The sequence below is a fragment of the Escherichia sp. E4385 genome (genome assembly GCF_963883145.1).
Classification (GTDB): domain Bacteria; phylum Pseudomonadota; class Gammaproteobacteria; order Enterobacterales; family Enterobacteriaceae; genus Escherichia.
The window spans coordinates 90,513-114,319 of the sequence record NZ_CAWOOJ010000013.1 but is presented as its reverse complement, the minus strand read 5'-3'; the positions used below and the strand labels follow the sequence as shown (position 1 = coordinate 114,319).

The window sequence follows — 23,807 nt, the reverse complement described above, 5'->3', positions numbered from 1 at the left end:
CTTTAATTTTTTTCGCTCACCAGGAAACTTTTAAACTGCGGCGACATCCAGGTTTTAAAACTATCGCCTTCTTTGGTGATCATATAAACCGCCAGCCCTTCCCGGCGAACGACTTCTTTGGCTTTCTCTGGCCCGAGCACCATTAGACCTGTATCCCAGGCGTCAGCTTCCAGCGCCGTCGGAGCAATCACCGTCACGGATACCAGATTATGTTCGATAGGTCGTCCGGTTTGCGGATCGATAACATGGGAAAGGCGTTTGCCGTCCAGTTCGTAATAGTTACGGTAGCTGCCAGAGGTGCTGATACCGTGGCCGTTGATATCCACCACCGCCTGAACTGCGTTTTCTTTATCGGTTGGTTTTTGAATCGCCACTCGCCACGGTTGGCCTTCGCCATTCATACCGCGGCTGTTCAGCGCACCACCCACCGACACCAGATAGCGGGAAATCCCTTCCTGCTCCATCAAGCGTGCCAGATGATCGGCTGCATAGCCTTCGCCGACGGTGGAGAGATCGACATATAAATCCGGAAGATCTTTTTGCAGGTACTGCTGATGATACTGATTGATGACCGTCAGGTGCTGTAAGCCGGTTTTGGCTTTCATTGCGTCGATCTGTTCCTGGCTCGGAATTTGTACCGGTTGTTGTTCCGGACCAAAGCCCCACAGATTCACCAGTGGCCCGACAGTAATATCCATCGCGCCATCGGTCTTTGCGCCAATACGTAGCGAAGTGGTGATGATATCGGCCATCGCTTCACTTACCGGCCACGGCGACAAACTTTTCGAGTCGTTAAAGCGCATCAGCGCGGAGTCTTTTTTATAGGTCGAAAGCAGCTGATCGTCAGCGTCCAGCTGGGTCTGAATCTTCTCTTTAAGTTCAGCACTACGTTTGGCGTCAATGCCCGGGATGCTGGCACGCCAGAAGGTTCCCATGGTTTTACCTTCAAGAACAGTCACTTCAGTAGCGTGGGAGTTGGCGGTTTGTGGTTTTTGATCGCAACCGACAAAGAAGAGCGTGGCAGCCAGCAATGCCACGCGGGTAAAGTTTATTTCCATATGTGATTATCCTCATGCGAACGGTCGCAAGAGTACACCAAAAAAACGCGTTTGTACGCTGAAAACAATGAAAAAAGGGCCCGAAGGCCCTTTGTCGATAGAAATCGAAATTAGAACTGGTAAACCAGACCCAGAGCTACGATGTCATCAGTGTTGATGCCAGCAGCGCGGGTGAACTGGTTGTCGTCCAGCAGGTTGATTTTGTAGTCAACGTAGGTGGACATGTTTTTGTTGAAGTAGTAGGTAGCACCAACATCAACATATTTCAGGATATCTTCGTCGTCGTAGTTACGACCAGCAACGACACCCAGGTTTTTACCTTTAGACTGCAGGTATGCTACAGACGGACGCAGACCGAAGTCGAACTGGTACTGAGCAACAGCTTCGAAGTTCTGTGCTTTGTTCGCCCAACCCAGGGAACCTACGCGAGTTGCGTTGTAGGTCTGGGTGTACTGAGCAGCCAGGTAGATGTTGTTAGCGTCGTATTTCAGACCACCAGTGTAGGTTTCAGCACGGTCGCCGTTACCGATGTAAGCAATGCTGTTCTGATCATCAGTACGTTTGGAGCTGGAAACTGCAGCACCGATACCGAAGCCTTCGTAATCATAAGTGATAGAACCGCCGACACCGTCGCCGTTCTGACGCAGAGCGCCACGACCGTTGTTGGTCATGCCTTCGCCGCTTACGCTACCGTTTTTGCCCTGGTACTGAACTGCAAAGTTCAGGCCGTCAACCAGACCGAAGAAGTCGGTGTTACGGTAGGTCGCGAAGCCGTTACCACGCTGCTGCATGAAGTTGTCAGAACCGTAAGTATCGCCACCGAATTCTGGCAGTACGTCGGTCCAGGAAGTTACGTCGTAAACAACGCCGTAGTTACGACCGTAGTCGAAAGAACCGATGTCCTGGAATTTCAGACCAGCAAATGCCACACGGGTCCAGGAGTTGTTTTCGCTTTCCGGAGCGTTGCCCTGGATCTGATATTCCCACTGGCCGTAACCGGTCAGCTGGTCAGTAACCTGAGTTTCACCTTTGAAGCCAAGACGCATGTAGGTCTGGTCGCCATCTACAGACTTGTCGTCAGAGAAATAGTGCAGGCCGTCTACTTTACCGTACAGATCTAATTTGTTGCCGTCTTTGTTGTAAACTTCAGCAGCATTTGCTGCGCCTGCTACCAGCAGAGCTGGGACCAGGAGGGACAGTACTTTAACTTTCATGTTATTAACCCTCTGTTATATGCCTTTATTTGCTTTTTTATGCCACTGCATACTGATTAACCCTCATTAATCAGTCGGCAGGTCCATTCTCCCCAAAAATGCAGAATAATCCAACACGAATATGATACTAAAACTTTTAAGATGTTTCAAATATCCACATAGGTATTTCAAAATGTAAATGTGATGGAACTTTTTCAAATTCTAATGGTTGAGCAAATAACGCACTAAACATCAAGTAAGATTATTTCAACCTTTAAAACAATAACTTAATCTTAAGTCTTTGACCGCACTGAATGTTAAAACAAATTCTTCACTCGCAACTAAAATATCTCTCGCTATCATCATTAACTTTATTTATTACCGTCATTCATTTCTGAATGTCTGTTTACCCCTATTTCGGCCGGATGCATCGCATCCGGTTTTTTTTACCCTTCTTTACACATCTTTTATTTTCCTGTGCTACCGTAGCAAAATTATAACAATCGTTAACTATTTCGTAAAAAACGACAACAATTACCGACAAAATCTATCTGCACTATTTTCCTGATAATTTTCTTCATGCCTGTGGGTTATTTGTACATTAACAACGCATTTGTACATTTATTTACCGCAGCGCAAAATGTGAAATATCGTCGGCTAATGCCTTAACATCAATCAGGTAAGAGTCTGGAATTTCACACTGTACCCTTTATACTGCCCTATCACTTTGCGAAGTTTTAACAGGTCATAAACACGAATGCGTCAGAAAGAGACAACGGCCACGACCCGCTTTTCACTCCTACCGGGGAGCATTACCCGCTTCTTTTTACTGCTGATCATCGTGTTACTGGTGACGATGGGTGTAATGGTACAAAGCGCCGTTAACGCCTGGCTGAAAGATAAAAGCTACCAGATCGTTGATATTACCCATGCCATACAAAAGCGCGTCGATACATGGCGTTATGTGACCTGGCAAATCTACGACAACATTGCCGCGACGGCCTCTACCTCCTCCAGCGAAGGGTTGCAGGAGACACGCCTGAAACAGGATGTCTATTATCTGGAAAAACCGCGCCGCAAAACGGAAGCCCTGATCTTTGGTTCTCACGACAACTCAACGCTTGAAATGACCCAAAGAATGTCCACTTATCTGGACACATTGTGGGGCGCAGAGAATGTACCCTGGTCGATGTACTATCTGAACGGCCAGGATAACAGCCTGGTTTTGATCTCCACCCTACCGCTAAAAGATCTCACCTCGGGATTTAAAGAGTCGACCGTCAGTGACATTGTTGATTCTCGTCGCGCAGAGATGTTGCAGCAGGCCAACGCCCTGGATGAACGCGAAAGTTTTTCTAACCTGCGCCGCCTGGCCTGGCAGAACGGACATTATTTTACCCTGCGCACCACCTTTAACCAGCCGGGGCATCTGGCGACGGTAGTCGCTTTTGATCTGCCTATTAATGATTTGATCCCGCCGGGGATGCCGCTGGATAGTTTCCGTCTGGAGCCAGACGCGACAGCTGCGGGAACCAATAATAATGAGAAAGAAGCGACGGATAGCGTCAGTATCCACTTTAATAGTTCGAAGATTGAAATCTCTTCGGCGCTAAACTCCACGGATATGCGTCTGGTCTGGCAGGTTCCTTATGGCACATTGCTGCTGGATACGTTGCAAAACATTCTCCTGCCGCTGCTGCTGAACATCGGTTTGCTGGCGCTGGCGCTGTTTGGCTATACCACCTTCCGCCATTTCTCTGGCCGCACCACCGAAAGCGTACCCAGCACGGCAGTGAACAATGAACTGCGCGTTTTGCGGGCCATCAATGAAGAGATCGTGTCACTGCTGCCGCTCGGCCTGCTGGTTCACGATCAGGAATCGAATCGCACAGTAATAAGCAACAAAATTGCCGACCACCTGCTGCCGCATTTGAATCTGCAAAACATCACCACTATGGCAGAGCAGCATCAGGGCATCATTCAGGCGACGATCAATAACGAACTGTATGAGATCCGTATGTTCCGCAGCCAGGTCGCGCCGCGTACACAAATCTTCATTATTCGCGATCAAGATCGCGAAGTACTGGTGAACAAGAAACTCAAGCAGGCGCAGCGTCTGTACGAGAAAAATCAGCAAGGCCGGATGGCCTTTATGAAAAATATTGGCGATGCACTAAAAGAACCTGCTCGCTCCCTGGCGGCAAGCGCAGCCAAACTCAACACACCGGAAAGCAAACAACTGGCGAATCAGGCTGATGTGCTGGTGCGCCTGGTCGATGAAATCCAGTTAGCAAATATGCTTGCCGACGATAGCTGGAAAAGCGAGAGCGAGCTTTTCTCCGTGCAGGATTTAATTGATGAAGTCGTGCCTTCCGTGTTGCCAGCCATCAAGCGTAAAGGTTTGCAGCTATTGATTAACAATCATCTAAAAGCACACGATATGCGCTGCGGCGATCGCGATGCCCTACGCCGTATTTTGCTGTTACTGATGCAATATGCTGTCACCTCAACGCAAATGGGGAAAATTACCCTTGAGGTTGACCAGGACGAATCTTCCGAAGAACGTCTGACTTTCCGCATTCTGGACACCGGAGATGGCATAAGCATTCATGAAATGGATAATTTGCACTTCCCGTTCATCAACCAGACCCAAAGCGATCGCTACGGTAAGGCGGATCCGTTAGCATTTTGGTTGAGCGATCAACTGGCGCGCAAGCTAGGCGGTCATTTAAACATCAAAACGCGCGACGAGCTTGGTACACGTTATTCCGTGCATATCAAAATGCCCACTGCGGAACCGGAAGTAGAAGAGGAAGAAGAGCGTTTACTGGATGATGTTAGCGTGATGATGGACATAACTTCCGCAGAAATTCGGAATATTGTCACTCGCCAGTTAGAAAATTGGGGGGCAACCTGCATCACACCGGATGAAAGATTAATTAGTCAAGATTATGATATCTTTTTAACGGATAATCCGTCTAATCTTACTGCCTCTGGCTTGCTTTTAAGCGATGATGAGTCTGGCGTACGGGAAATTGGACCTGGTCAATTGTGCGTCAACTTCAATATGAGCAACGCTATGCAGGAAGCGGTCTTACAATTGATCGAAGTGCAACTGGCGCAGGAAGAGGTGACAGAATCGCCTCTGGGCGGAGATGAAAATGCACAACTCCATGCCAGCGGCTATTATGCGCTCTTTGTAGACACAGTACCGGATGATGTTAAGAGGCTATATACTGAGGCAGCAACCAGTGACTTTGCTGCGTTAGCCCAAACGGCTCATCGTCTGAAAGGCGTGTTTGCCATGCTTAATCTGGTACCCGGCAAGCAGTTATGTGAAACGCTGGAACATCTTATTCGCGAGAAGGATGTCCCAGGAATAGAAAAATACATCAGCGACATTGACAGCTATGTCAAGAGCTTGCTGTAGCAAGGTAGCCTATTACATGAACAATATGAACGTAATTATTGCTGATGACCATCCGATAGTCTTGTTCGGTATTCGCAAATCACTTGAGCAAATCGAGTGGGTGAATGTTGTCGGCGAATTTGAGGACTCTACAGCACTGATCAATAACCTGCCGAAGCTGGATGCGCATGTTTTGATTACCGATCTCTCCATGCCTGGCGATAAATACGGCGATGGCATTACCTTAATCAAGTACATCAAGCGCCACTTCCCAAGTCTGTCGATTATTGTTCTGACCATGAACAACAACCCGGCTATTCTTAGCGCGGTACTGGACCTGGATATCGAAGGGATCGTTCTGAAACAAGGTGCGCCGACCGACCTGCCGAAAGCGCTCGCCGCGCTACAGAAAGGTAAGAAATTTACTCCGGAAAGCGTTTCTCGGCTGTTAGAGAAAATCAGTGCTGGCGGTTACGGTGACAAGCGCCTCTCACCAAAAGAGAGTGAAGTTCTGCGCCTGTTTGCCGAAGGCTTCCTGGTTACCGAGATTGCTAAAAAGCTAAACCGAAGCATTAAAACCATCAGTAGCCAGAAAAAATCCGCAATGATGAAGCTGGGAGTCGAGAACGATATCGCTCTGTTGAATTATCTCTCTTCTGTGACGTTAAGTCCGGCGGATAAAGAGTAATTTCCCGCATTCCCGATAAACTCCGATTACCGGATGCAGCGTAAACACCTTATCCGGCCTACAAATCCCATTATTTCAATGGATTTCGATAATGTAGGCCAGATAAGACGCGTCAGCGTCGCATCTGGCATTTGCACCGATTACCGGATGCAGCGTAAACGCCTTATCCGGCTTACGATTCTCGCGCTTTCCTGACCCTCTCGGCATACATCGTCAGCGTCTGTTTGATGACATCCAACGTCACTGGCTTAGACAGACAGCTATCCATACCGGACTCCAGACACCGCTGTTTCTCTTCAGCCAACGCATTGGCCGTTACCCCTATTACCGGCAACGTCAGTCCCAGCTGGCGGATACGTTGCGTTAACCGATAGCCATCCATATTCGGCATGTTGACATCACTTAACACGATATCAATGTGATTCTTACTAAGAACATTAAGCGCATCAACACCATCATTCGCCGTCTTACACTGATAGCCCAACGAGCCAAGCTGATCGGCCAACAGACGACGGTTAATTGGATGATCGTCCACGACCAGAATCATCATATCGTCGTTATTGCTGACCACTTTGTCGGTCGACGGCAGAGAGTTAGCAGGATCGTCGCTCTCCATTTCTATCAGATAGATGCGCGCCAGCAATGTCGGTAGCTCGTGCGGAGCTGCCACACTGTGTACCCATTCACCAGGCGCTTTCTCAAGAGGGATACCGATATGGCGACGACAGAAAGTCACAACCGCCCTGCCCTGCCATTTTTTACTCATCACATCATCGGTGATCAACACATCTTCGGAAGTCGGCTCCTGCCCTTCGTATGTAGCAACGACTATGCCGCTACGCTGCAAACTGGTTTCAAGGAACTGACAGAGCGACGCATTGCGTACCGCCAGCCAGCAACGTTTACCCGTTAATCCTTCGACACCTTTTTTCTGCGGATACTGCGCGCCATACAGTGGAATACGCACCGCAAACTGGCTGCCCATTCCCGGTTCAGAATCCACCGAGATGTCACCGTCCATCATGCTGATCAGTTTTTCACAAATCGCCAGCCCCAGACCAGTACCCTGGAAGTTACGCTGTACGCCCGTCCCTACCTGGAAGAACGGATCAAATAACCGCACCACTTCTTTAGCTGGAATGCCCACCCCGGTATCGCGTACGCGAATAGAAAGATAATCACCATCAACGCGAACATGCAGAACAATGCAGCCGGTATCGGTAAATTTAATAGCATTACTCAACAGGTTGGAGATCACCTGCTGTAAGCGCATTGGGTCGCCATTGAGCGCCATCGGTACATCTGGCTCAATAAAACAGTACAAACCAAGTTGCTTGCGTACCACCAGCGGCAAATAGTTGGCGGTGATGTGGTTCATGACTTCGCGCGGTGAAAACTCGCGAGGTTCGATTTTCAACTGTTCCGATTCAATCTTCGAGAAATCGAGAATGTCGCTAATAATTTTCAATAACAGGCTGGAAGAGTTATTCATTGCCGTCACCAGACGGTCGACACCTTTTGGTAACTCTTTGGTTTGTAATAGATCCAGGTTGCCGATAATGCCATAAAGCGGCGTTCGCAGTTCGTGGCTGACGGTAGCAAGGAACATCGATTTTGACTGGCTCGCCTGTTCTGCTGCCTGCGCCATTTCTTGCAGCGACTCTTCCATCTTCACACGTGAAGACACATCTACCAGTACGCAAATTGCCACGTTTTCATTACGATAGCGCGAATGAACAAAGCTGATTTGCAGGTTGGTATTGTTACTGGTAAGGACATCGACAAAATTGACCTGCTGGCCACAAATAATTTGCGTCAGCCGTTGGCGATCCTCATGCGTAAGCATGTTGAGATAGGTATGCGCCAGTTCGTTACTCAAAATATTAACGCCATCGACAGTTCGCAAAATGCAGATCCCCACAGGCGCTGAGGCGACTATCTTGCGGTTAAACTGCTCATGCTCTTCCAGTCGCTGGGCGTCACTTTCCGCCGGAATAAAAATACGTCGCTCATACATCCGTGCGAGGGTAAACAATGCAGCACCCGCAATCACGTTCAGCAAAATCGCGTTAAGTATCAACATGCGAATACGTTCCAGCACCTGATCAACAGGCACGGAATAGACAATACTTAGCGAAGACGGCGGTAGATTTTTTTTCAGCACCAGCTCACGGAAACCTGGCGTATAGCCAAACCAGGATCGCTCCTGCATCCAACGCGGTTCGGCTTTAATCTTACTTTCCGGTCCGGTCAGCGAAATCAGGGTATGGCCATTTTCATCAAGAATGGTGACGCCCATCGGCAACGTCCCCGGCAGGAAGAAGTTCTCCATCCGAATTGTCTGTTCTACGCCTAAAAGCGCTTGCAAACGGTTTGCCAGATAAACCGGCGTCAGCGCGTAGAAATATCCCACCCCAGGACGCGGCCCTTCACTGATCCAGAAAAGATTACTGCCACTGTCATCCTGTGGCGCGTTACGATATTTGTTAATGCGTTCATGCAGGGCTTTCAGAGCGGTGTCACGTTCGACGGGCATATCACGCAGGCCAAAGTTAGCCATACAGAGGTTATCGCTGCCGATTAAAAACACGCGGTTGAGATCGTAAGCCGCAGAGAAATTATCGCGCCAGTAGCGCATAAACCACGCCAGTGACTCCAGGGAGCCTCGCCAGGTATTGCTCATTGCGGAACAATCGGAATCAGCAAACAGCGGTTCGAAAACCGGCACATCTGCTTGCGTTTCACGCCCACGCGGAGAAAGCACGCCGTTTTCCACGGATAAGCGATTTTCAGCAATGTACTTCAGCTCTTTCATGACATCAGAGGTGCGCTGAATAAACCGCTGGGCCTGATCGGAGCTCAGATTAAATTCCTGACGAATCTCAGATTCTCGTTGATGTAAAGCGTTGACGATGTAAAACACTGATGAAAAAGCAATCAACAGCCAGATCAATAACGCCAGCGCTCTGAACATGTAGCGCGAGACTTTCAGGGTTGTGCGAAAAGAAGCAAGGTATTTCAAAGGGGCGAAGCTCCGCCTCAGGTGACCGATGGAGTGTGGTTAAGGTAGCGGTAAAAGCGTGTTACCGCAATGTTCTGTCTTCTCTGGAATATGATACACCGCCGAGAAATCATTACCTTAACCCCTGATAATCGTCGTTTGCCTGAAAAACCAACCCGGATACCCAGCATGCACTCTCTGAAGTGGTTGTACCCACGTCGTCTGCGCAACCAGCTCATTATGATGGCAATCCTGATGGTCATCATTCCGACGCTATCTATTGGTTATATCGTAGAAACTGAGGGTCGGTCAGCGGTCTTATCTGAAAAAGAGAAAAAATTAGCGGCAGTTGTGCAGTTGCTGAACGCCGCACTGGAAGAACGCTTTGCGCTTTACCAACATCTGCCTCGTGAGGCACGCATCCAGGCACTGAATCATGAGTTGGCTCCCATCACTGAACGTATTACCCGAGCATTTCCCGGTGTCGGGGCTGGCTATTACCACAAAGGACTGGATGCAATTATCACTTATGCCCCGTCGGCACTCTATCAAAGCAATGTAGGTATTAGCATCACCCCGGATCATCCCGGCAATATCGTTATGCAAACCAACACGCCACAACTCTTTTCCGGCAGGCAAGTCCGCGGCGATATTATGAATTCCATGATCCCAATAGAACGCCAGGGCATCGTGCTTGGTTATATATGGGCGAATGAATTAACGGAGGATATTCGTCGTCAGGCATGGAAAATGGACGTGCGGATAATCATTGTCCTTTCTGCCGGGCTGCTGATTAGTCTGCTGTTGATTGTGCTTTTTTCCCGTCGTTTAAGCGCCAACATCGATATCATCACCGCGGGTCTGTCGACGCTAGCGCAGAATAATCCTACGCAATTGCCACCGCTACCTGGCGAACTAGGGCAAATCAGCCGTTGTGTGAATAACCTTGCCGATGCGCTTCGTGAATCGAAAACACTCAATGACCTGATTATTGAAAATGCCGCCGATGCCGTGATTGCCATTGACCGACAAGGCGATGTGATCACCATGAATCCCGCAGCGGAAGCCATTACCGGATACAAACGTCACGAGCTGGTAGGCCAGCCTTACGCCACGCTATTTGCCAACACCCATTTTTATAGCCCTGTCCTCGATACGCTGGCGCACGGCATTGAACATATGGCACTGGAAATCAGCTATCCCGGACGCGACCGAACCATTGAAATCAGCGCCACCACCAGCCGAATCCATGACGGACATGGCCAAATGATTGGCGCTTTAGTGATTTTTTCCGATCTGACGGCGCGTAAAGAGGGCCAGCGGCGACTGGCGCAGACGGAAAGACTCGCCACCCTGGGGGAACTGATGGCGGGCGTAGCCCATGAAGTGCGCAATCCTCTCACCGCCATCCGGGGTTACGTGCAAATCATTCGCCAACAGACTCCCCAGTCAGAGCACAAGGAATATCTCTCAATTGTGCTGAATGAGATTGATTCCATTAATAAAGTTATTCAGCAGCTTTTGGATTTTTCCCGTCCGCGTAAAAGCCAGTGGCAACAAGTGTATCTCAATGCCTTGATCGAAGAGACGCTGATTCTTGCCCAAACCTCCGGCGTACAGGCACGGATCGACTTTATTACAGAGCTTGATCCTTCACTCACTGCGATCGTGGCAGATCGAGAACTACTCAAGCAGGTAATCCTGAATATGTTGATCAATGCCGTGCAAGCTATCACCGCGCGCGGGGAAATCCGCATTCGCACGTGGATGTATACGGCTAACCAGCAGGCGATCACCATTGAAGACAACGGCTGCGGCATCGACCTGTCACTACAGAGAAAAATCTTTGATCCCTTCTTTACCACCAAAGCGTCCGGTACGGGACTTGGCCTCGCCCTAAGCCAACGAATTATTAATGCGCATCAGGGCGATATACGCGTCGCCAGCCTCCCCGGCTGTGGTGCCACATTTACCCTTATCTTACCGATTGATCCGCAGGAAAATTTGCCCTTATGAATGCTGTTTACCGAATCCTGATTGTCGACGACGAAGAGAATGTGCGTCGTATGTTGTCCACCGCATTTTCTTTGCAGGGTTATGACACTCACTGCGCCAGTAATGGACAAGAAGCCTTGCCCCTTTTCACCCGTGTGCAGCCGGACGTAGTGCTGATGGATATCCGGATGCCGGAAATGGATGGCATCAGCGCGTTAAAAGCGATGCGTGGTCACAACCCTCGTACGCCCGTTGTCCTTATGACTGCGTATGCGGAAGTCGAAACGGCGGTGGAAGCCTTACGCAGCGGTGCGTTTGATTACGTAATCAAACCGTTTGATCTGGATGAACTGAACCTGGTCGTGCAGCGCGCATTACAGCTGCAGTCAATGAAGAAAGAGATTCGCCAGCTACATCAAGCGCTAAGCGCCAGTTGGCAGTGGGGCCACATATTAACTAACAGTCTGGCCATGAAGGAAATCTGCAAGGATACGGCAAAAATCGCCCTCTCCCAGGCCAGCGTATTAGTCAGCGGCGAAAGTGGTACGGGTAAAGAGCTGATCGCCCGGGCGATCCATTACAACTCCCGACGCGCCAATGGGCCATTTATTAAAATTAATTGTGCCGCGCTACCAGAATCCCTGCTTGAAAGCGAACTTTTTGGTCATGAAAAGGGCGCATTTACTGGTGCACAAGCGCTACGTCAGGGGCTTTTTGAGCGTGCCGACAGCGGAACGTTATTCCTGGATGAAATAGGTGAAATGCCATTGGTATTGCAGGCCAAATTATTGCGTATTTTACAGGAAAGGGAATTTGAACGGATTGGTGGTCATCAAACCATCAAAGTCGATATTCGCATTATTGCCGCTACCAATCGTGACCTGGACGCGATGGTAAAAGAAGGGACTTTCCGTGAAGATCTCTTTTATCGCCTTAACGTAATTCATTTAATATTGCCGCCGCTTCGCGAGAGACGTGAAGACATTTCCCTGTTAGCCAACCATTTTCTGCAAAAATTCAGTAGCGAAAACCAGCGCGATATTATCGAAATAGACCCCAGCGCGATGTCGTTGCTCGCCAGCTGGTCGTGGCCAGGCAATATCCGAGAGCTTTCCAACGTCATTGAACGCGCCGTGGTAATGAACTCAGGACCGGTGATTTTTGCAGAAGATCTACCACCACAATTTCGCCAGTCTGTAAGCCTGAATAGCGATGCGAAGAGCACTCCAGTTGGCGAACGCAATCTCAAAGAAGAGATTAAGCGTGAAGAGAAACGGATCATTATTGAAGTGCTGGAGCAACAGGAGGGAAACCGTACCCGCACCGCACTGATGCTCGGTATCAGTCGCCGCGCGTTAATGTACAAACTGCAAGAATACGGTATTGATCCAGCTGGTACGTAAGACAAAAACTGCTATGCAGAAATTTGCACAGTGCGCAAATTTCTGCATAGCAGTGTATTACCTCCTTCCCTCCTTATTTTTTTAATTCCCTTTTTTTCAATACATTAGAAATCGACATCGAATAACTTCATTCTGGCACTCCCCTTGCTATGCCTTCTGTGTACCCACAACGGTGTATTCAAGAGGGATAAAAAATGAAAACAAAATTGATGAGCATAGAGGACGCCGCCAGCTTCTTTCGTGATGGCATGACCATTATGGTTGGTGGTTTTATGGGAATTGGCACGCCTCCCCGCCTCGTTGAGGCATTACTGGAGTCCGGTGTCAGGGATCTGACATTAATCGCCAATGACACGGCATTTATTGATACTGGTACTGGCCCGCTGATCGTCAACGGTCGGGTCAGCAAAGTCATCGCTTCACATATCGGCACCAACCCGGAAACCGGACGGCGTATGATTTCTGGCGAAATGGAGGTCGTTCTCGTACCGCAAGGTACGTTGATTGAGCAAATTCGCTGTGGCGGTGCCGGACTTGGTGGTTTTCTCACCCCAACCGGTGTCGGCACCGTCGTCGAAGAAGGCAAACAAACGCTCACCCTCGATGGCAAAACCTGGTTGCTTGAACGTCCATTGCGGGCAGACCTGGCGTTGATCCGCGCCCACCGTTGCGACGCACTCGGAAACCTCACCTACCAACTCAGCGCCCGCAACTTTAACCCCCTGATTGCTCTCGCAGCAGACATCACGCTGGTGGAACCCGACGAACTGGTCGACACTGGCGAATTGCAACCTGACCACATTGTCACCCCCGGTGCCGTTATCGACCACATCATCATTCCGCAGGAGAGCAAATAATGGACGCAAAACAACGTATTGCGCGCCGCGTGGCGCAGGAACTTTGTGATGGTGACATCGTTAACTTAGGGATCGGTTTACCCACAATGGTCGCCAACTATTTGCCGGAGGGTATTCATATTACTCTGCAATCGGAAAACGGCTTCCTCGGTTTAGGCCCGGTCACAACAGCGCATCCAGATCTGGTTAACGCAGGCGGACAACCGTGTGGCGTTTTACCCGGCGCAGCGATGTTCGACAGCGCGATGTCATTTGCGCTGATTCGTGGTGGTCATATTGATGCCTGTGTACTCGGTGGCTTACAGGTCGATGAACAAGGCAATCTCGCCAACTGGGTCGTGCCAGGAAAAATGGTGCCAGGTATGGGTGGTGCGATGGATCTGGTGACCGGATCGCGCAAAGTGATCATTGCCATGGAACATTGCGCCAAAGATGGTTCAGCAAAAATTTTACGTCAATGCACCATGCCGCTAACCGCGCTTCACGCAGTTCATATACTGGTGACAGAACTGGCGGTGTTCCGCTTTATCGATGGCAAGATGTGGCTCACTGAAATTGCCGAAGGTTGTGATTTAGAAACTGTGCGTGCCAAAACTGAAGCGCAGTTCGCCGTCGCTGATGATCTTTTGCTCCCACAGGGGGCGCTATGATCGGTCGCATCTCGCGTTTTATGACGCGCTTTGTCAGTCGCTGGCTTCCCGATCCCCTGATCTTCGCCATGCTACTGACATTAATCACCTTTGCAGTAGCACTCTGGCTAACGCCACAAACTCCAGTCAGCATGGTGAAGCTCTGGGGCGACGGCTTCTGGAATCTGCTGGCATTCGGGATGCAGATGGCGCTCATCATCGTGACCGGACATGCACTCGCCAGTTCTGGTCCGGTGAAAAGTTTGTTACGTACTGCGGCGTCAGCAGCCAAAACGCCTACCCAAGGGGTCATGCTGGTCACCTTTTTTGGTTCCGTCGCCTGCGTAATCAACTGGGGATTCGGTCTGGTGGTTGGCGCAATGTTTGCTCGCGAAGTTGCACGTCGGGTACCAGGCTCCGACTATCCGTTGTTGATCGCTTGCGCCTACATCGGCTTTCTCACCTGGGGCGGTGGTTTTTCCGGCTCAATGCCGCTACTGGCAGCAACACCGGGGAATCCCGTTGAGCATGTCGCCGGGTTAATTCCGGTCAGCGATACCCTGTTTACTGGCTACAACATCTTTATCACCCTGGCCCTGATTATGGTGATGCCGTTTATCACCCGCATGATGACGCCTAAGCCTTCCGACGTGGTGAGTATCGATCCGAAGCTGTTGTTGGAAGAAGCGGATTTCCAGAAGAAGCTCCCTGCAGACGCCCCACCTTCAGAGAAACTGGAAGAAAGTCGCATCCTGGCGTTGATTATTGGTGCTCTGGGCATTGCTTATCTGGTGCTGTACTTCTCCGAGAAGGGATTCAACATCACCATCAACACCGTCAACCTGATGTTTATGATTGCCGGTCTGTTGTTGCATAAAACGCCGATGGCCTATATGCGGGCGGTAAGTGCGGCTGCGCGCAGTACCGCCGGGATTCTGGTGCAATTCCCCTTCTATGCTGGGATCCAGTTAATGATGGAACACTCCGGCCTCGGTGGCCTGATCACCGAATTTTTCATCAATGTCGCCAACAAAGATACCTTCCCGCTGATGACCTTTTTTAGCTCTGCGCTAATTAACTTCGCCGTGCCTTCTGGCGGTGGACACTGGGTTATTCAGGGGCCATTCGTCCTTCCTGCCGCGCAGGCGTTAGGGGCCGATCTGGGTAAATCAGTCATGGCGATTGCTTACGGTGAACAGTGGATGAACATGGCACAACCGTTCTGGGCGCTACCTGCACTGGCAATAGCCGGGCTCGGTGTCCGAGACATCATGGGCTATTGCATCACCGCCCTGCTCTTTTCCGGCGTCATTTTCGTCATTGGTTTAACGCTGTTCTGACGGCAACTCATAAAAGGAAGAAAAATGAAAAATTGTGTCATCGTCAGTGCGGTACGTACTGCCATCGGTAGCTTTAACGGTTCTCTCGCCTCCACCAGTGCCATCGATTTGGGGGCAACGGTGATTCAAGCCGCCATTAAACGCGCGAGAATCGATTCACAACATATCGATGAAGTGATTATGGGGAACGTGTTGCAAGCCGGGCTGGGGCAAAACCCGGCGCGTCAGGCGCTGCTAAAAAGTGGACTAGCTGAAACGGTGTGCGGATTCACGGTCAACAAAGTGTGTGGTTCAGGTCTGAAAAGCGTGGCGCTTGCCGCACAAGCGATTCAGGCAGGTCAGGCGCAGAGCATCGTGGCGGGTGGAATGGAGAACATGAGTTTAGCGCCCTACTTGCTCGATGCAAAAGCACGCTCTGGTTATCGACTGGGAGACGGACAGATTTATGACGTAATCCTGCGCGATGGCCTGATGTGCGCCACCCACGGTTATCACATGGGGATTACCGCCGAGAACGTTGCCAAAGAGTATGGAATTACCCGTGAAATGCAGGATGAATTGGCGCTACATTCACAGCGTAAAGCGGCAGCCGCCATTGAGTCCGGTGCTTTTACAGCCGAAATCGTCCCGGTAAATGTTGTCACTCGGAAGAAAACCCTCGTCTTCAGTCAAGACGAATTCCCGAAAGCGGATTCTACGACTGAAGCGTTAGGCGCATTACGCCCGGCCTTCGATAAAGCAGGAACAGTCACCGCCGGGAACGCATCTGGTATTAACGACGGTGCTGCCGCTCTGGTGATTATGGAAGAATCTGCAGCACTGGAGGCTGGCCTTAAACCACTGGCACGCATTAAAAGTTATGCCAGCGGCGGCGTGGCCCCCGCGTTGATGGGAATGGGCCCCGTTCCCGCCACGCAAAAAGCGTTACAACTGGCGGAGCTACAACTGGCGGATATTGATCTCATTGAGGCTAATGAAGCGTTTGCTGCACAGTTTCTTGCTGTAGGGAAAACACTGGGCTTTGATCCTGAGAAAGTGAATGTCAACGGTGGTGCCATCGCGCTCGGGCATCCTATCGGTGCCAGTGGTGCTCGTATTCTGGTCACACTATTACATGCAATGCAGGCACGCGATAAAACGCTGGGGCTGGCAACACTGTGCATTGGTGGCGGCCAGGGAATTGCAATGGTGATTGAACGGTTGAATTAACGAACAAAAACGCCCGATAGCGAAAGTTATCGGGCGTTTTCTTGAACATCGGCAGCGAAGGTAACCCCATTAATCACCAGTCAAAACTTTTCACCAGCGTCAGCTCGCCAGCATTACGCATCGGTACAATAAAAGTTTCCTGTTTCTCATTGACCGATCCTTCATCGGTGATCAGTGTCAGTTGGGCGGTAGTTAATTCCGTTTCACTGCGCCCGCCGTAGTAGTTGATATACACCTGATAGCGCCCGTGAATCGGCGCTGGCATGGCGAAAATCTCTGGTCCGTACCCCGTCGTGACATCCATATCCAGTGCACCACTGTTTTTCAGCACCGTGTTACCGTACCAGGCATGTTCACCGTCAGGCGTAACGACATGAAGATCGAGGTCGGTATTATCCGTATCCCACGAGAGAACCAGCCGTAAACGCGCGCGGATCACTCCAGCGCCCGGCGTTGAGTAAAACTGCATTTTTTGTCGGCTTTGCCCATCTGGGCTGATGACCTGCACGCTGTTACTGCCTTCCGTGAAAATATAAGGGCGCGCAAAAGAACCATCTGACTCAATTCTCTGCGGCATACTGGCACCGTTGACCACCAGTCGCCCCTGCTGGACTTTGCCCGCCGCAGCATAATTCTTTATTTTGCCGCGGATCTGAGCTGAGATATTTTGATCATCTGCCATGTTGACGGACGACGCCGGGTAATTGATCGATTGTGAAAAACTGGCATCTTCGCCCTCTGCCGGATTCCAGCCAGAGAGCGGTGCATCAATCTCGACTTCCTGCACACCTTCACTGTGAGCGACAGGCGAAAGCGCCACCAGTAACAACGGAAGAAAAATCTTTCGCATAGCATTAGTCCATTAATAATTGTCGGGTCAGCGTTTCGATATAGTTCTCATCAAGCCCGGTGGGATAACCATCAAAGGCCAGGTGCAGATACTCATGGGTTAAATCCAGCCGATCCTGAAGCGTAAAGAAGTCACGAATAAACAGCCGTTTCTGCTGCCGATCGGTATAGGGGAAACCTGAGACTAAACGACAGACCGCAAACACGTCTGGTTCGTTGTACCCCGTCTCGCCTTGTAATATACGCCGCCACTGCGGCATTTTTTTCGCCAGCCAGGCTTTCGCTTTGGGTAATAACTGGCAGGTTGAGCGTGGCGCTCCCCAGCGGCTAAGGCTGTTGTCGGGATAAGCAAACGCGAGTATCTGGTCGTAACGCTCTCCCTGCCCCGCCTGGGCCGTGGCTTGCCGCCAGGAAAGCGTGCCTTCGGTAGCGCGACTGCCATGATAATGAACCGGATCGCCCGCATAGATGAGATCCTGCGTCCAGGCGGTCATCGTTCGCGCCCCCGTGGTGGCTGGCGAAGCAGAAACACGCTGCGTGGCGCTGCTGTCGGGAATGGTCAGGCAATCGCCTTCCCGATTGGCGTTTTGCTGTAAAAAAGTGCGAATCGCCACGGTCATGGCTTTCGCTGCCTCAGGGGGCGTACTTTTCGCCTCGCGATCCAGAACTCTGGCAACGTACTCTTCACGATCGAGATGCGACTGTAATTTCAGTTTGCCCTTCTCCGTCAGTAACGTCGTCTCACCACGGCTAACAAACGTAATGTGGTTACCATTGGCGAACGTCACACGATAGCGCCCATTGAGCACACCAGGTTTTACTGCCGTCGTGCTCTTTTCCTCAGTGACTTTCTTCAACGGATAGCGAGCAAACAGATCCACCAGTACACATTGCCCGCTGGCAACTTGCGTCGGCACAGGCAAAACCTGATTAAGTACCGTCGCATAACGGGTCAGTACTGTCTTGCTGGTGCCACCACCTGCAACCCACAGCGGCGTGCCATCAGTTAACCATCCGGCAAAACCACCCTGGCGGATTTCCTGTTTATCATCGGCAAACCAGCTCCAGGTTTTCACCCGCACACGACTACCGAGCATAGACGCAACACCGATTTTCGCCTCGTCCAGCACAACATCCAGTAAGACTTCCTGAGCTTTGTTTTGCGCGGGTAAAGTCGCTAATGAATCAAGCAGCGATGTAACGGTTACCGACGTTTCTGGTTTCAGCGTAGAAAGAGATGCTAACCACGCCGGAGCCTGACGCTGTTGCCAGTATTGCCCCCATACATCCGCGCTAATGTGCAACCGCTGCGGTGCAAAATAGAGTCCGCAGGAGCGTACCAGCGCGGTATCGCGCGTTATGCTCTCCCCAGCCTGGCAACAATAAACTTCCTCCGGGGAGTTGCCGCGACACTGGTATGGCTGCTCCGGTTGATGGGTATCCTCCAGCCAGGCGTAAACATACAGTTTCCACAAACTCCCTAACGGCGTGGTGAGCGTGTCAGGTAACGTCGAGACATTTGTCACGCCTGACGACGATAACTGATACAGTTGGTCATGCTGCGCGCCCCGCAGCGCCAGTTGTAACGGCGTCTCCTGTGCAAACGTCGGCAGGGTAACCAGCGTTAATAGCCAAACGACTCTGCGCCAGTTCACTTATTTCACCTGCATTCCGGTCCATTCGCTACCTGCCGCAACGCTTTGCTGCGCAGGTGCATAGGAACGCACATAGCGAGCAGGCGGCAGAACGAATTGCCCTTTTTGCGAGAAGCGCAGCAGATGGCGGAAAGTGACCGTTCCCGTCAGTTCTTTCACCGGCACCATATAGGCCAGTTCGCCCATTTCATTACGCGCTTTTTCCAGCGATTGCCCCTGCTGTTTCGCGGCGTTGGGTTTATTGACCGAAATGCCCCACGTTTTCCGTTCAACATCGGCTCCCGGCGGCAGTGGGACTTCCACCTGACCGTAGCGCAGAACTGCATCCTGCTCGCTGGTAAGCGTGATTTCATCGAGATACAGCGCATCGCTGTTAATCTCATTGCTGGTCACCGGCTGCAACGTAAAACTCATTTCTTCATCACCGGGGATAAGCCGATACAACTGGCGTTCAACGGTCACCGGAATATTACTTTGTTGAGCCGTTTTTGCCGGTTCACGCCAGCGGACCTGCACGTTTTGCGGCGGTAATTCGTCACCAAAAGAGAGAATTTCCGGCACGCCCTGACCAACCCAACGCCAGTATTCGCCCCCTCCGGTTAACTTATGTTTGGCCCATGCACCCGCAGGCACAGGTAATACAACCGGGGACATCGTCGCCATATATTTCGCCAGCCAGTTCATGGCCAGCGCGCGCTCAATAGTGGATTGCTCAGCGGTCAAACCACTTAAAATAGCGGCCGCCTGGGTGGTGTCGCCACCGCTATTGAGCAGCACAACCGTGTGCGCCAGCGGCTGATTGCTGTTTGCCGCTTTATCCCACGCATATTGCTGAACCTGTGGCATCACAGTGGACTTCAACTGCGCTTTTTTCAGCAACGTCATGGTTAAGACGTTTGCCACCGCATCTGCCAGCGGAGATTCCGGTGTATCGAGGATCAAACTGTCATTGATATCGCTGGTGTCTTCCTCAGAGAAATCTTCTGTTTTAGTTCCGCGCCGGGCGATAGCTTCATCCAACCCTTTCAACAACGTTTTGCACGGCAGATTCATCTCCTGCGCCCACGCCAGCACCAGCGCCCGATGCAATAACGGCATGTTATCCGCCTGCTCCGCGTAGCTGTCGAGCATATGTTGCCAGTATTCCGGTTGTTGCGTTACGCCGAGCGCCTGGCTGGCCTGCCAGTCGGCGTACCATGCCCATGCCGTGAGGAATGCATCGCCATTGCCATCTTCACCCCACCAGGTAAAGCGCGCTCCTGGCCCCGCCAGTTGCATCAGCCGCAGACGGTTATCCTGAATCATCTGACGAATGTCGTTAGCGGCGGCACTTTGATGATCGGCAAGCGAACGCCAGGCAAGACTGAGCGGGATCAGACGGCTACCGGTGTTGATCACGCCCCCCCAGGGTTCCTCTATTAACGCATCAAGATTGTTGCGGAAAATCTCCTGCGGTGTTTCGCTACTTTGCAGCCGGATATTACTCGCCTGCTCGGGCAACATCAGCGCGTTATCGCCACCGCCGAGCATGACGTTTTTCTGCTGTTCAACGGGCCAGCTGTTATCAACAAAAGACAGTTTTGTGCTAATGCTGTCCTGCACTTGCCCATTTTGTTGCAGTTCTGCGCTTAACAAGCCAGATTGCTGAATGTTCTGCGCCAGCGAAATATAGTTCGCCCCCTTATGCAGTGTCAGCGTCTGGCGCATCTCGTCGCCCGCAAATTTACTCACCAGCTCTACCGGTTCGTTATCCTGCTGACTGAAGATAAACAGCCCTGCCGCTGGTTTGTCGCCAAGGCGATAGACCAGCGGCATACTCCACTTCATGTAGAGATTTTTTTCCGAACGCAGATAAGCACGCCCCTGCCCGACCAGTCCGTCGCCGTTCATCCCTCGAGCGGTAATGCGCCAGCGCGTTAACGAATCCGGCATCAGGAATGTAAAGTACGCTTTGCCTTGTTTATCCGTGGTTAGCGACGGTATCCATGCCGCGGTATCCACCTCTTCACGCCGTGGACGTTCAAGCATTTTTACTCGCCGCTCGCTGCGGTTAGTCGCGCCAGGCGCAACCGGCTCGCTGGAGAGCGCCTGGTCGTAGCTGATAAATGACAGACTGGAACTGGTGCGTACATTGTTACGTCCCAGCGGATAGAAAAATTTGCCGATACTCGGCGCGATTTCCGGTTGCAGCGCGTAGATCATTTCATCGACCACGCCAACCGTTAGCTGCGCAGAAACAGGTTTACCTTTCAGCGACGAGGTTAATTCGACATTGACCAGTTCACCTGGCTGGTAATGGGTTTTGTCCGTTTTCACCCGGATATCCAGCTGAGGAACGGCAACTTTGATCCCAGCATTCTGAAAACTGTACTGACCGTTACGGGTATACAGCACCGAAAAAGTGATGTTAGGCGCAAAGGAATTGCTCACCGGAACGCGGGCTTCATACTGGGTATCGTTTAAGCGTTGTAGCGTCAGCCAGTTTGCCGGTTGCGATAGCAGCGACTGCTGTTCCACGCGATCGCGTTCCAGCGTCAATAACGCTTCATCAATTGGCTCCGGGAAGGTAATCAGCATCTTCGCGGTTTCGCCTGGCTGGTACAGCGTTTTATCCGCCACGATATCTACCGTACCAGTATGCGCCGTGCTGCCCTTACCGCTGACTGCATGACTTAACCCAGCGAGAATTAAGCCGTCTTTATCGCGCAATGTCAGATTGTAGTTGCCAGGTTTTTCGAAATTAACGGTGAAGGATTTACCGCCTGACGGTAGCTCTCCGCTATGGCTCGTGCGGTCTTCGAGACGCAACCATTCATACGTAACAGGAACCTGTTTTGAAGATTCCAGCGCGGTATAACGGAACACAACCGACTCGCCGCTATTACTGTATTGTGCGGCGGTGCTTAGAGAGTAATGCGCCAGACCGCGTTCAATGAGGATCTCTTTGGTTGTGGTAACACGATATGCCGCGCCGTCGCTGGCGGAGACGGTCAGTAAATAGCGGCTCGGTTTATCTGCTGCGGGAAGATTTAACGCCACATGACCGCTGGCGTCTGAAACTGTTTCACTGCCTTCAAGCGACACAGGGAAGCGCCCGGCATAACGCAAATCGTTACCGACCATCGAAAGTTGTTGGGCGCGCAAACTTAACTGCACGCGGGCATTTTTTACCGGCTCGCCATCCGGGTAGAGCAGTTGCAGTTTGCCGCTGACCGCTTCGCCAGTTTTGAAATCTTTTTTGTCGAGAGCTAAACCAATTTCGAAATGTGGTTTGATGTAGTTTGCCACGCGAAAACTGCTGCTATAGACCTGCTTGCGGTAAGCCAGGCGTAACTCATAACCTCCGGCAACGGCATTTTCTGGCAGGCGGAAACTCCCCTGCCCGCCATTACGCGCATCAAGCGTGACATCGACGGTTTGCAACAGGCTGCCGTTGGCGTCCAGCACTGAAAGCTTCGCCGGTGCGCTGACGATAGGGGATGAATGCAACGGATCGTGAAACTCGCGGCCCATCACTTTAACATCGACACGGTCGCCTGCGCGATATAGCGGGCGATCGGTAAAGATATACAAGCGGGTATTGTAGATTTCGCTTTCGTAGAAGAAGTTCTCGGAGACAAAAACGCCGCCTTCAGCATCCTTACCCAGAATGTATGAACGTTCAGGCGATATATGTTGTAACTGCAAGGTGCCGCTGTCATTGGTGACGCCTCGGGTCATCACGCCAAGACCGTCAGTCCACAGGATTTCTGATCCAGGCTTCGCTTCCCCCTGCTTTTTGCCAGCGGTCCATACCAGAAGCTCGTTACCCGACACTTTACTCAACGCCACGGTATTGGAGACAAACACCACCGTTGTTGCCCGATAACCACCCACCATCGCTTCGACGAGATACAGCCCCGGCTCTTGTTTGCCGAGAGGGATATAGATCTTGCCCGGCTGCGGCGAGATGAAGTTACTGGATGCGCCTTCCAGTTTTACCCCTTGCTGCGGCTCAACCGGTTTTGCCTGCCATAGTGGATAACGGAACTGTTCCACCAGTGGATATTTCTTCAGCGGTGAAAACTGGCTGTTTTGTACATAACGGGAAGGTTTGATGATGGCATTGCCGAGCTGCAATTCCGGTAATGCCTGGGTCACATTCTGCCGTGACTGATAAGAGAAAGAACGCTGCATGACACGGCGAGATTTGCCGTACCAGTTATCCCACAGCCAGGTTAGCGTATTGTTCAGACCGTCACCCAGATACTGCGGTTGTACTACAATGCGGTGCAGGTTTTTCTGCTGACGCAGAAATGCCATCGGATCAGGAATACGATACAGGCGAACATCCACGCCGCCGTACTCTTCCATCTGATAACGTTGATAATCGCGCCCCGGCGCTTCCAGACGTACTTTCGCCTCTTCGCTGCTGCTAAAACTGCTGTCAGCGAGCAAAAAGAACGTTCCCCCGGCTGGCGGCGCATAGTTGCTGGAAGGAAGCGAATCGTCAGCATTAACAAGCCCCGCCCCCACAAGAGA

14 protein-coding genes are annotated in these 23,807 nt (G+C 51.2%); 8 read left to right on the top strand and 6 right to left on the bottom strand.

From position 1 onward, the window contains the following. Positions 1-2: 2 nt before the first annotated feature. Together apbE and ompC are read right to left on the bottom strand one after the other, a co-directional pair. The gene (apbE, locus tag AACS80_RS12620; RefSeq protein ID WP_138183812.1) at positions 3-1,058 is read right to left on the bottom strand and encodes an FAD:protein FMN transferase ApbE; all 1,056 of its coding nucleotides are present in this window, start codon (positions 1,056-1,058) and stop codon (positions 3-5) included. A 110-nt stretch (positions 1,059-1,168) separates the two neighbouring features. Next, a complete protein-coding gene (gene ompC / locus AACS80_RS12615) occupies positions 1,169-2,272 on the bottom strand; it encodes a porin OmpC (protein ID WP_130207146.1) in 1,104 nt (367 codons plus the stop codon). Positions 2,273-3,008: 736 nt separating this feature from the next. Here ompC and rcsD point away from each other — a divergent pair. Together rcsD and rcsB are read left to right on the top strand one after the other, a co-directional pair. Next, on the top strand, positions 3,009-5,681 hold the full coding sequence (gene rcsD, locus AACS80_RS12610) for a phosphotransferase RcsD (protein WP_135410185.1): 2,673 nt from the start codon (positions 3,009-3,011) through the stop codon (positions 5,679-5,681). 16 nt (positions 5,682-5,697) lie between these two features. Next, positions 5,698-6,348, top strand: coding sequence for a response regulator transcription factor RcsB (rcsB, locus tag AACS80_RS12605; protein WP_042290573.1), 651 nt, complete (start codon positions 5,698-5,700; stop codon positions 6,346-6,348). Between the two features lie 172 nt (positions 6,349-6,520). Here the strand turns inward: rcsB and rcsC are convergent, their stop codons facing one another. Next, positions 6,521-9,370 carry a two-component system sensor histidine kinase RcsC gene (gene rcsC / locus AACS80_RS12600; RefSeq protein WP_130260524.1) on the bottom strand — a complete coding sequence of 950 codons (2,850 nt, stop codon included), beginning with the start codon at positions 9,368-9,370 and terminating at the stop codon, positions 6,521-6,523. A 168-nt stretch (positions 9,371-9,538) separates the two neighbouring features. Here rcsC and atoS point away from each other — a divergent pair, with 168 nt between their 5' ends. The 6 genes from atoS to atoB all read left to right on the top strand — a co-directional run bounded on the left by atoS (position 9,539) and on the right by atoB (position 16,782). Next, positions 9,539-11,365: a two-component system sensor histidine kinase AtoS gene (atoS, locus tag AACS80_RS12595; RefSeq protein ID WP_130207149.1), complete on the top strand. Its 1,827-nt coding sequence runs from the start codon at positions 9,539-9,541 to the stop codon at positions 11,363-11,365. Next, complete coding sequence (atoC, locus tag AACS80_RS12590) at positions 11,362-12,747, top strand: acetoacetate metabolism transcriptional regulator AtoC (protein WP_130207150.1); 1,386 nt, start codon at positions 11,362-11,364, stop codon at positions 12,745-12,747. The genes atoS and atoC overlap by 4 nt, the downstream gene beginning before the upstream one ends. 194 nt (positions 12,748-12,941) lie before the next feature. After that, complete coding sequence (gene atoD, locus AACS80_RS12585) at positions 12,942-13,604, top strand: acetate CoA-transferase subunit alpha (protein WP_000850521.1); 663 nt, start codon at positions 12,942-12,944, stop codon at positions 13,602-13,604. Continuing rightward, positions 13,604-14,254, top strand: a complete 651-nt coding sequence (locus AACS80_RS12580; protein ID WP_130207151.1) for a 3-oxoacid CoA-transferase subunit B — start codon at positions 13,604-13,606, stop codon at positions 14,252-14,254. Before atoD ends, AACS80_RS12580 begins: the two co-directional genes overlap by 1 nt. After that, a complete protein-coding gene (locus tag AACS80_RS12575; protein WP_135410186.1) occupies positions 14,251-15,573 on the top strand; it encodes a TIGR00366 family protein in 1,323 nt (440 codons plus the stop codon). Before AACS80_RS12580 ends, AACS80_RS12575 begins: the two co-directional genes overlap by 4 nt. A 24-nt stretch (positions 15,574-15,597) precedes the next feature. Further along, on the top strand, positions 15,598-16,782 hold the full coding sequence (atoB, locus tag AACS80_RS12570; protein ID WP_135492829.1) for an acetyl-CoA acetyltransferase: 1,185 nt from the start codon (positions 15,598-15,600) through the stop codon (positions 16,780-16,782). Positions 16,783-16,855: 73 nt separating this feature from the next. Here the strand turns inward: atoB and AACS80_RS12565 are convergent, their stop codons facing one another. The 3 genes from AACS80_RS12565 to AACS80_RS12555 are packed head-to-tail and all read right to left on the bottom strand — an operon-like array spanning position 16,856 to position 23,801. Further along, entirely contained in the window at positions 16,856-17,632 is a 777-nt protein-coding gene (locus AACS80_RS12565; RefSeq protein ID WP_135410187.1) for a YfaP family protein, read from the bottom strand. A 4-nt stretch (positions 17,633-17,636) separates the two neighbouring features. Next, positions 17,637-19,286: a YfaQ family protein gene (locus AACS80_RS12560; RefSeq protein ID WP_138183811.1), complete on the bottom strand. Its 1,650-nt coding sequence runs from the start codon at positions 19,284-19,286 to the stop codon at positions 17,637-17,639. Next, positions 19,287-23,801 carry an alpha-2-macroglobulin family protein gene (locus AACS80_RS12555; RefSeq protein WP_205714142.1) on the bottom strand — a complete coding sequence of 1,505 codons (4,515 nt, stop codon included), beginning with the start codon at positions 23,799-23,801 and terminating at the stop codon, positions 19,287-19,289. Between the last annotated feature and the right edge of the window lie 6 nt (positions 23,802-23,807).

Coding starts and splice junctions, on each gene's coding strand:
- apbE (WP_138183812.1), bottom strand. CDS start 1,058: ATGGAAATAAACTTTACCCGCGTGGCATTGCTGGCTGCCACGCTCTTC.
- ompC (WP_130207146.1), bottom strand. CDS start 2,272: ATGAAAGTTAAAGTACTGTCCCTCCTGGTCCCAGCTCTGCTGGTAGCA.
- rcsD (WP_135410185.1), top strand. CDS start 3,009: ATGCGTCAGAAAGAGACAACGGCCACGACCCGCTTTTCACTCCTACCG.
- rcsB (WP_042290573.1), top strand. CDS start 5,698: ATGAACAATATGAACGTAATTATTGCTGATGACCATCCGATAGTCTTG.
- atoS (WP_130207149.1), top strand. CDS start 9,539: ATGCACTCTCTGAAGTGGTTGTACCCACGTCGTCTGCGCAACCAGCTC.
- atoC (WP_130207150.1), top strand. CDS start 11,362: ATGAATGCTGTTTACCGAATCCTGATTGTCGACGACGAAGAGAATGTG.
- atoD (WP_000850521.1), top strand. CDS start 12,942: ATGAAAACAAAATTGATGAGCATAGAGGACGCCGCCAGCTTCTTTCGT.
- AACS80_RS12580 (WP_130207151.1), top strand. CDS start 13,604: ATGGACGCAAAACAACGTATTGCGCGCCGCGTGGCGCAGGAACTTTGT.
- AACS80_RS12575 (WP_135410186.1), top strand. CDS start 14,251: ATGATCGGTCGCATCTCGCGTTTTATGACGCGCTTTGTCAGTCGCTGG.
- atoB (WP_135492829.1), top strand. CDS start 15,598: ATGAAAAATTGTGTCATCGTCAGTGCGGTACGTACTGCCATCGGTAGC.
- AACS80_RS12565 (WP_135410187.1), bottom strand. CDS start 17,632: ATGCGAAAGATTTTTCTTCCGTTGTTACTGGTGGCGCTTTCGCCTGTC.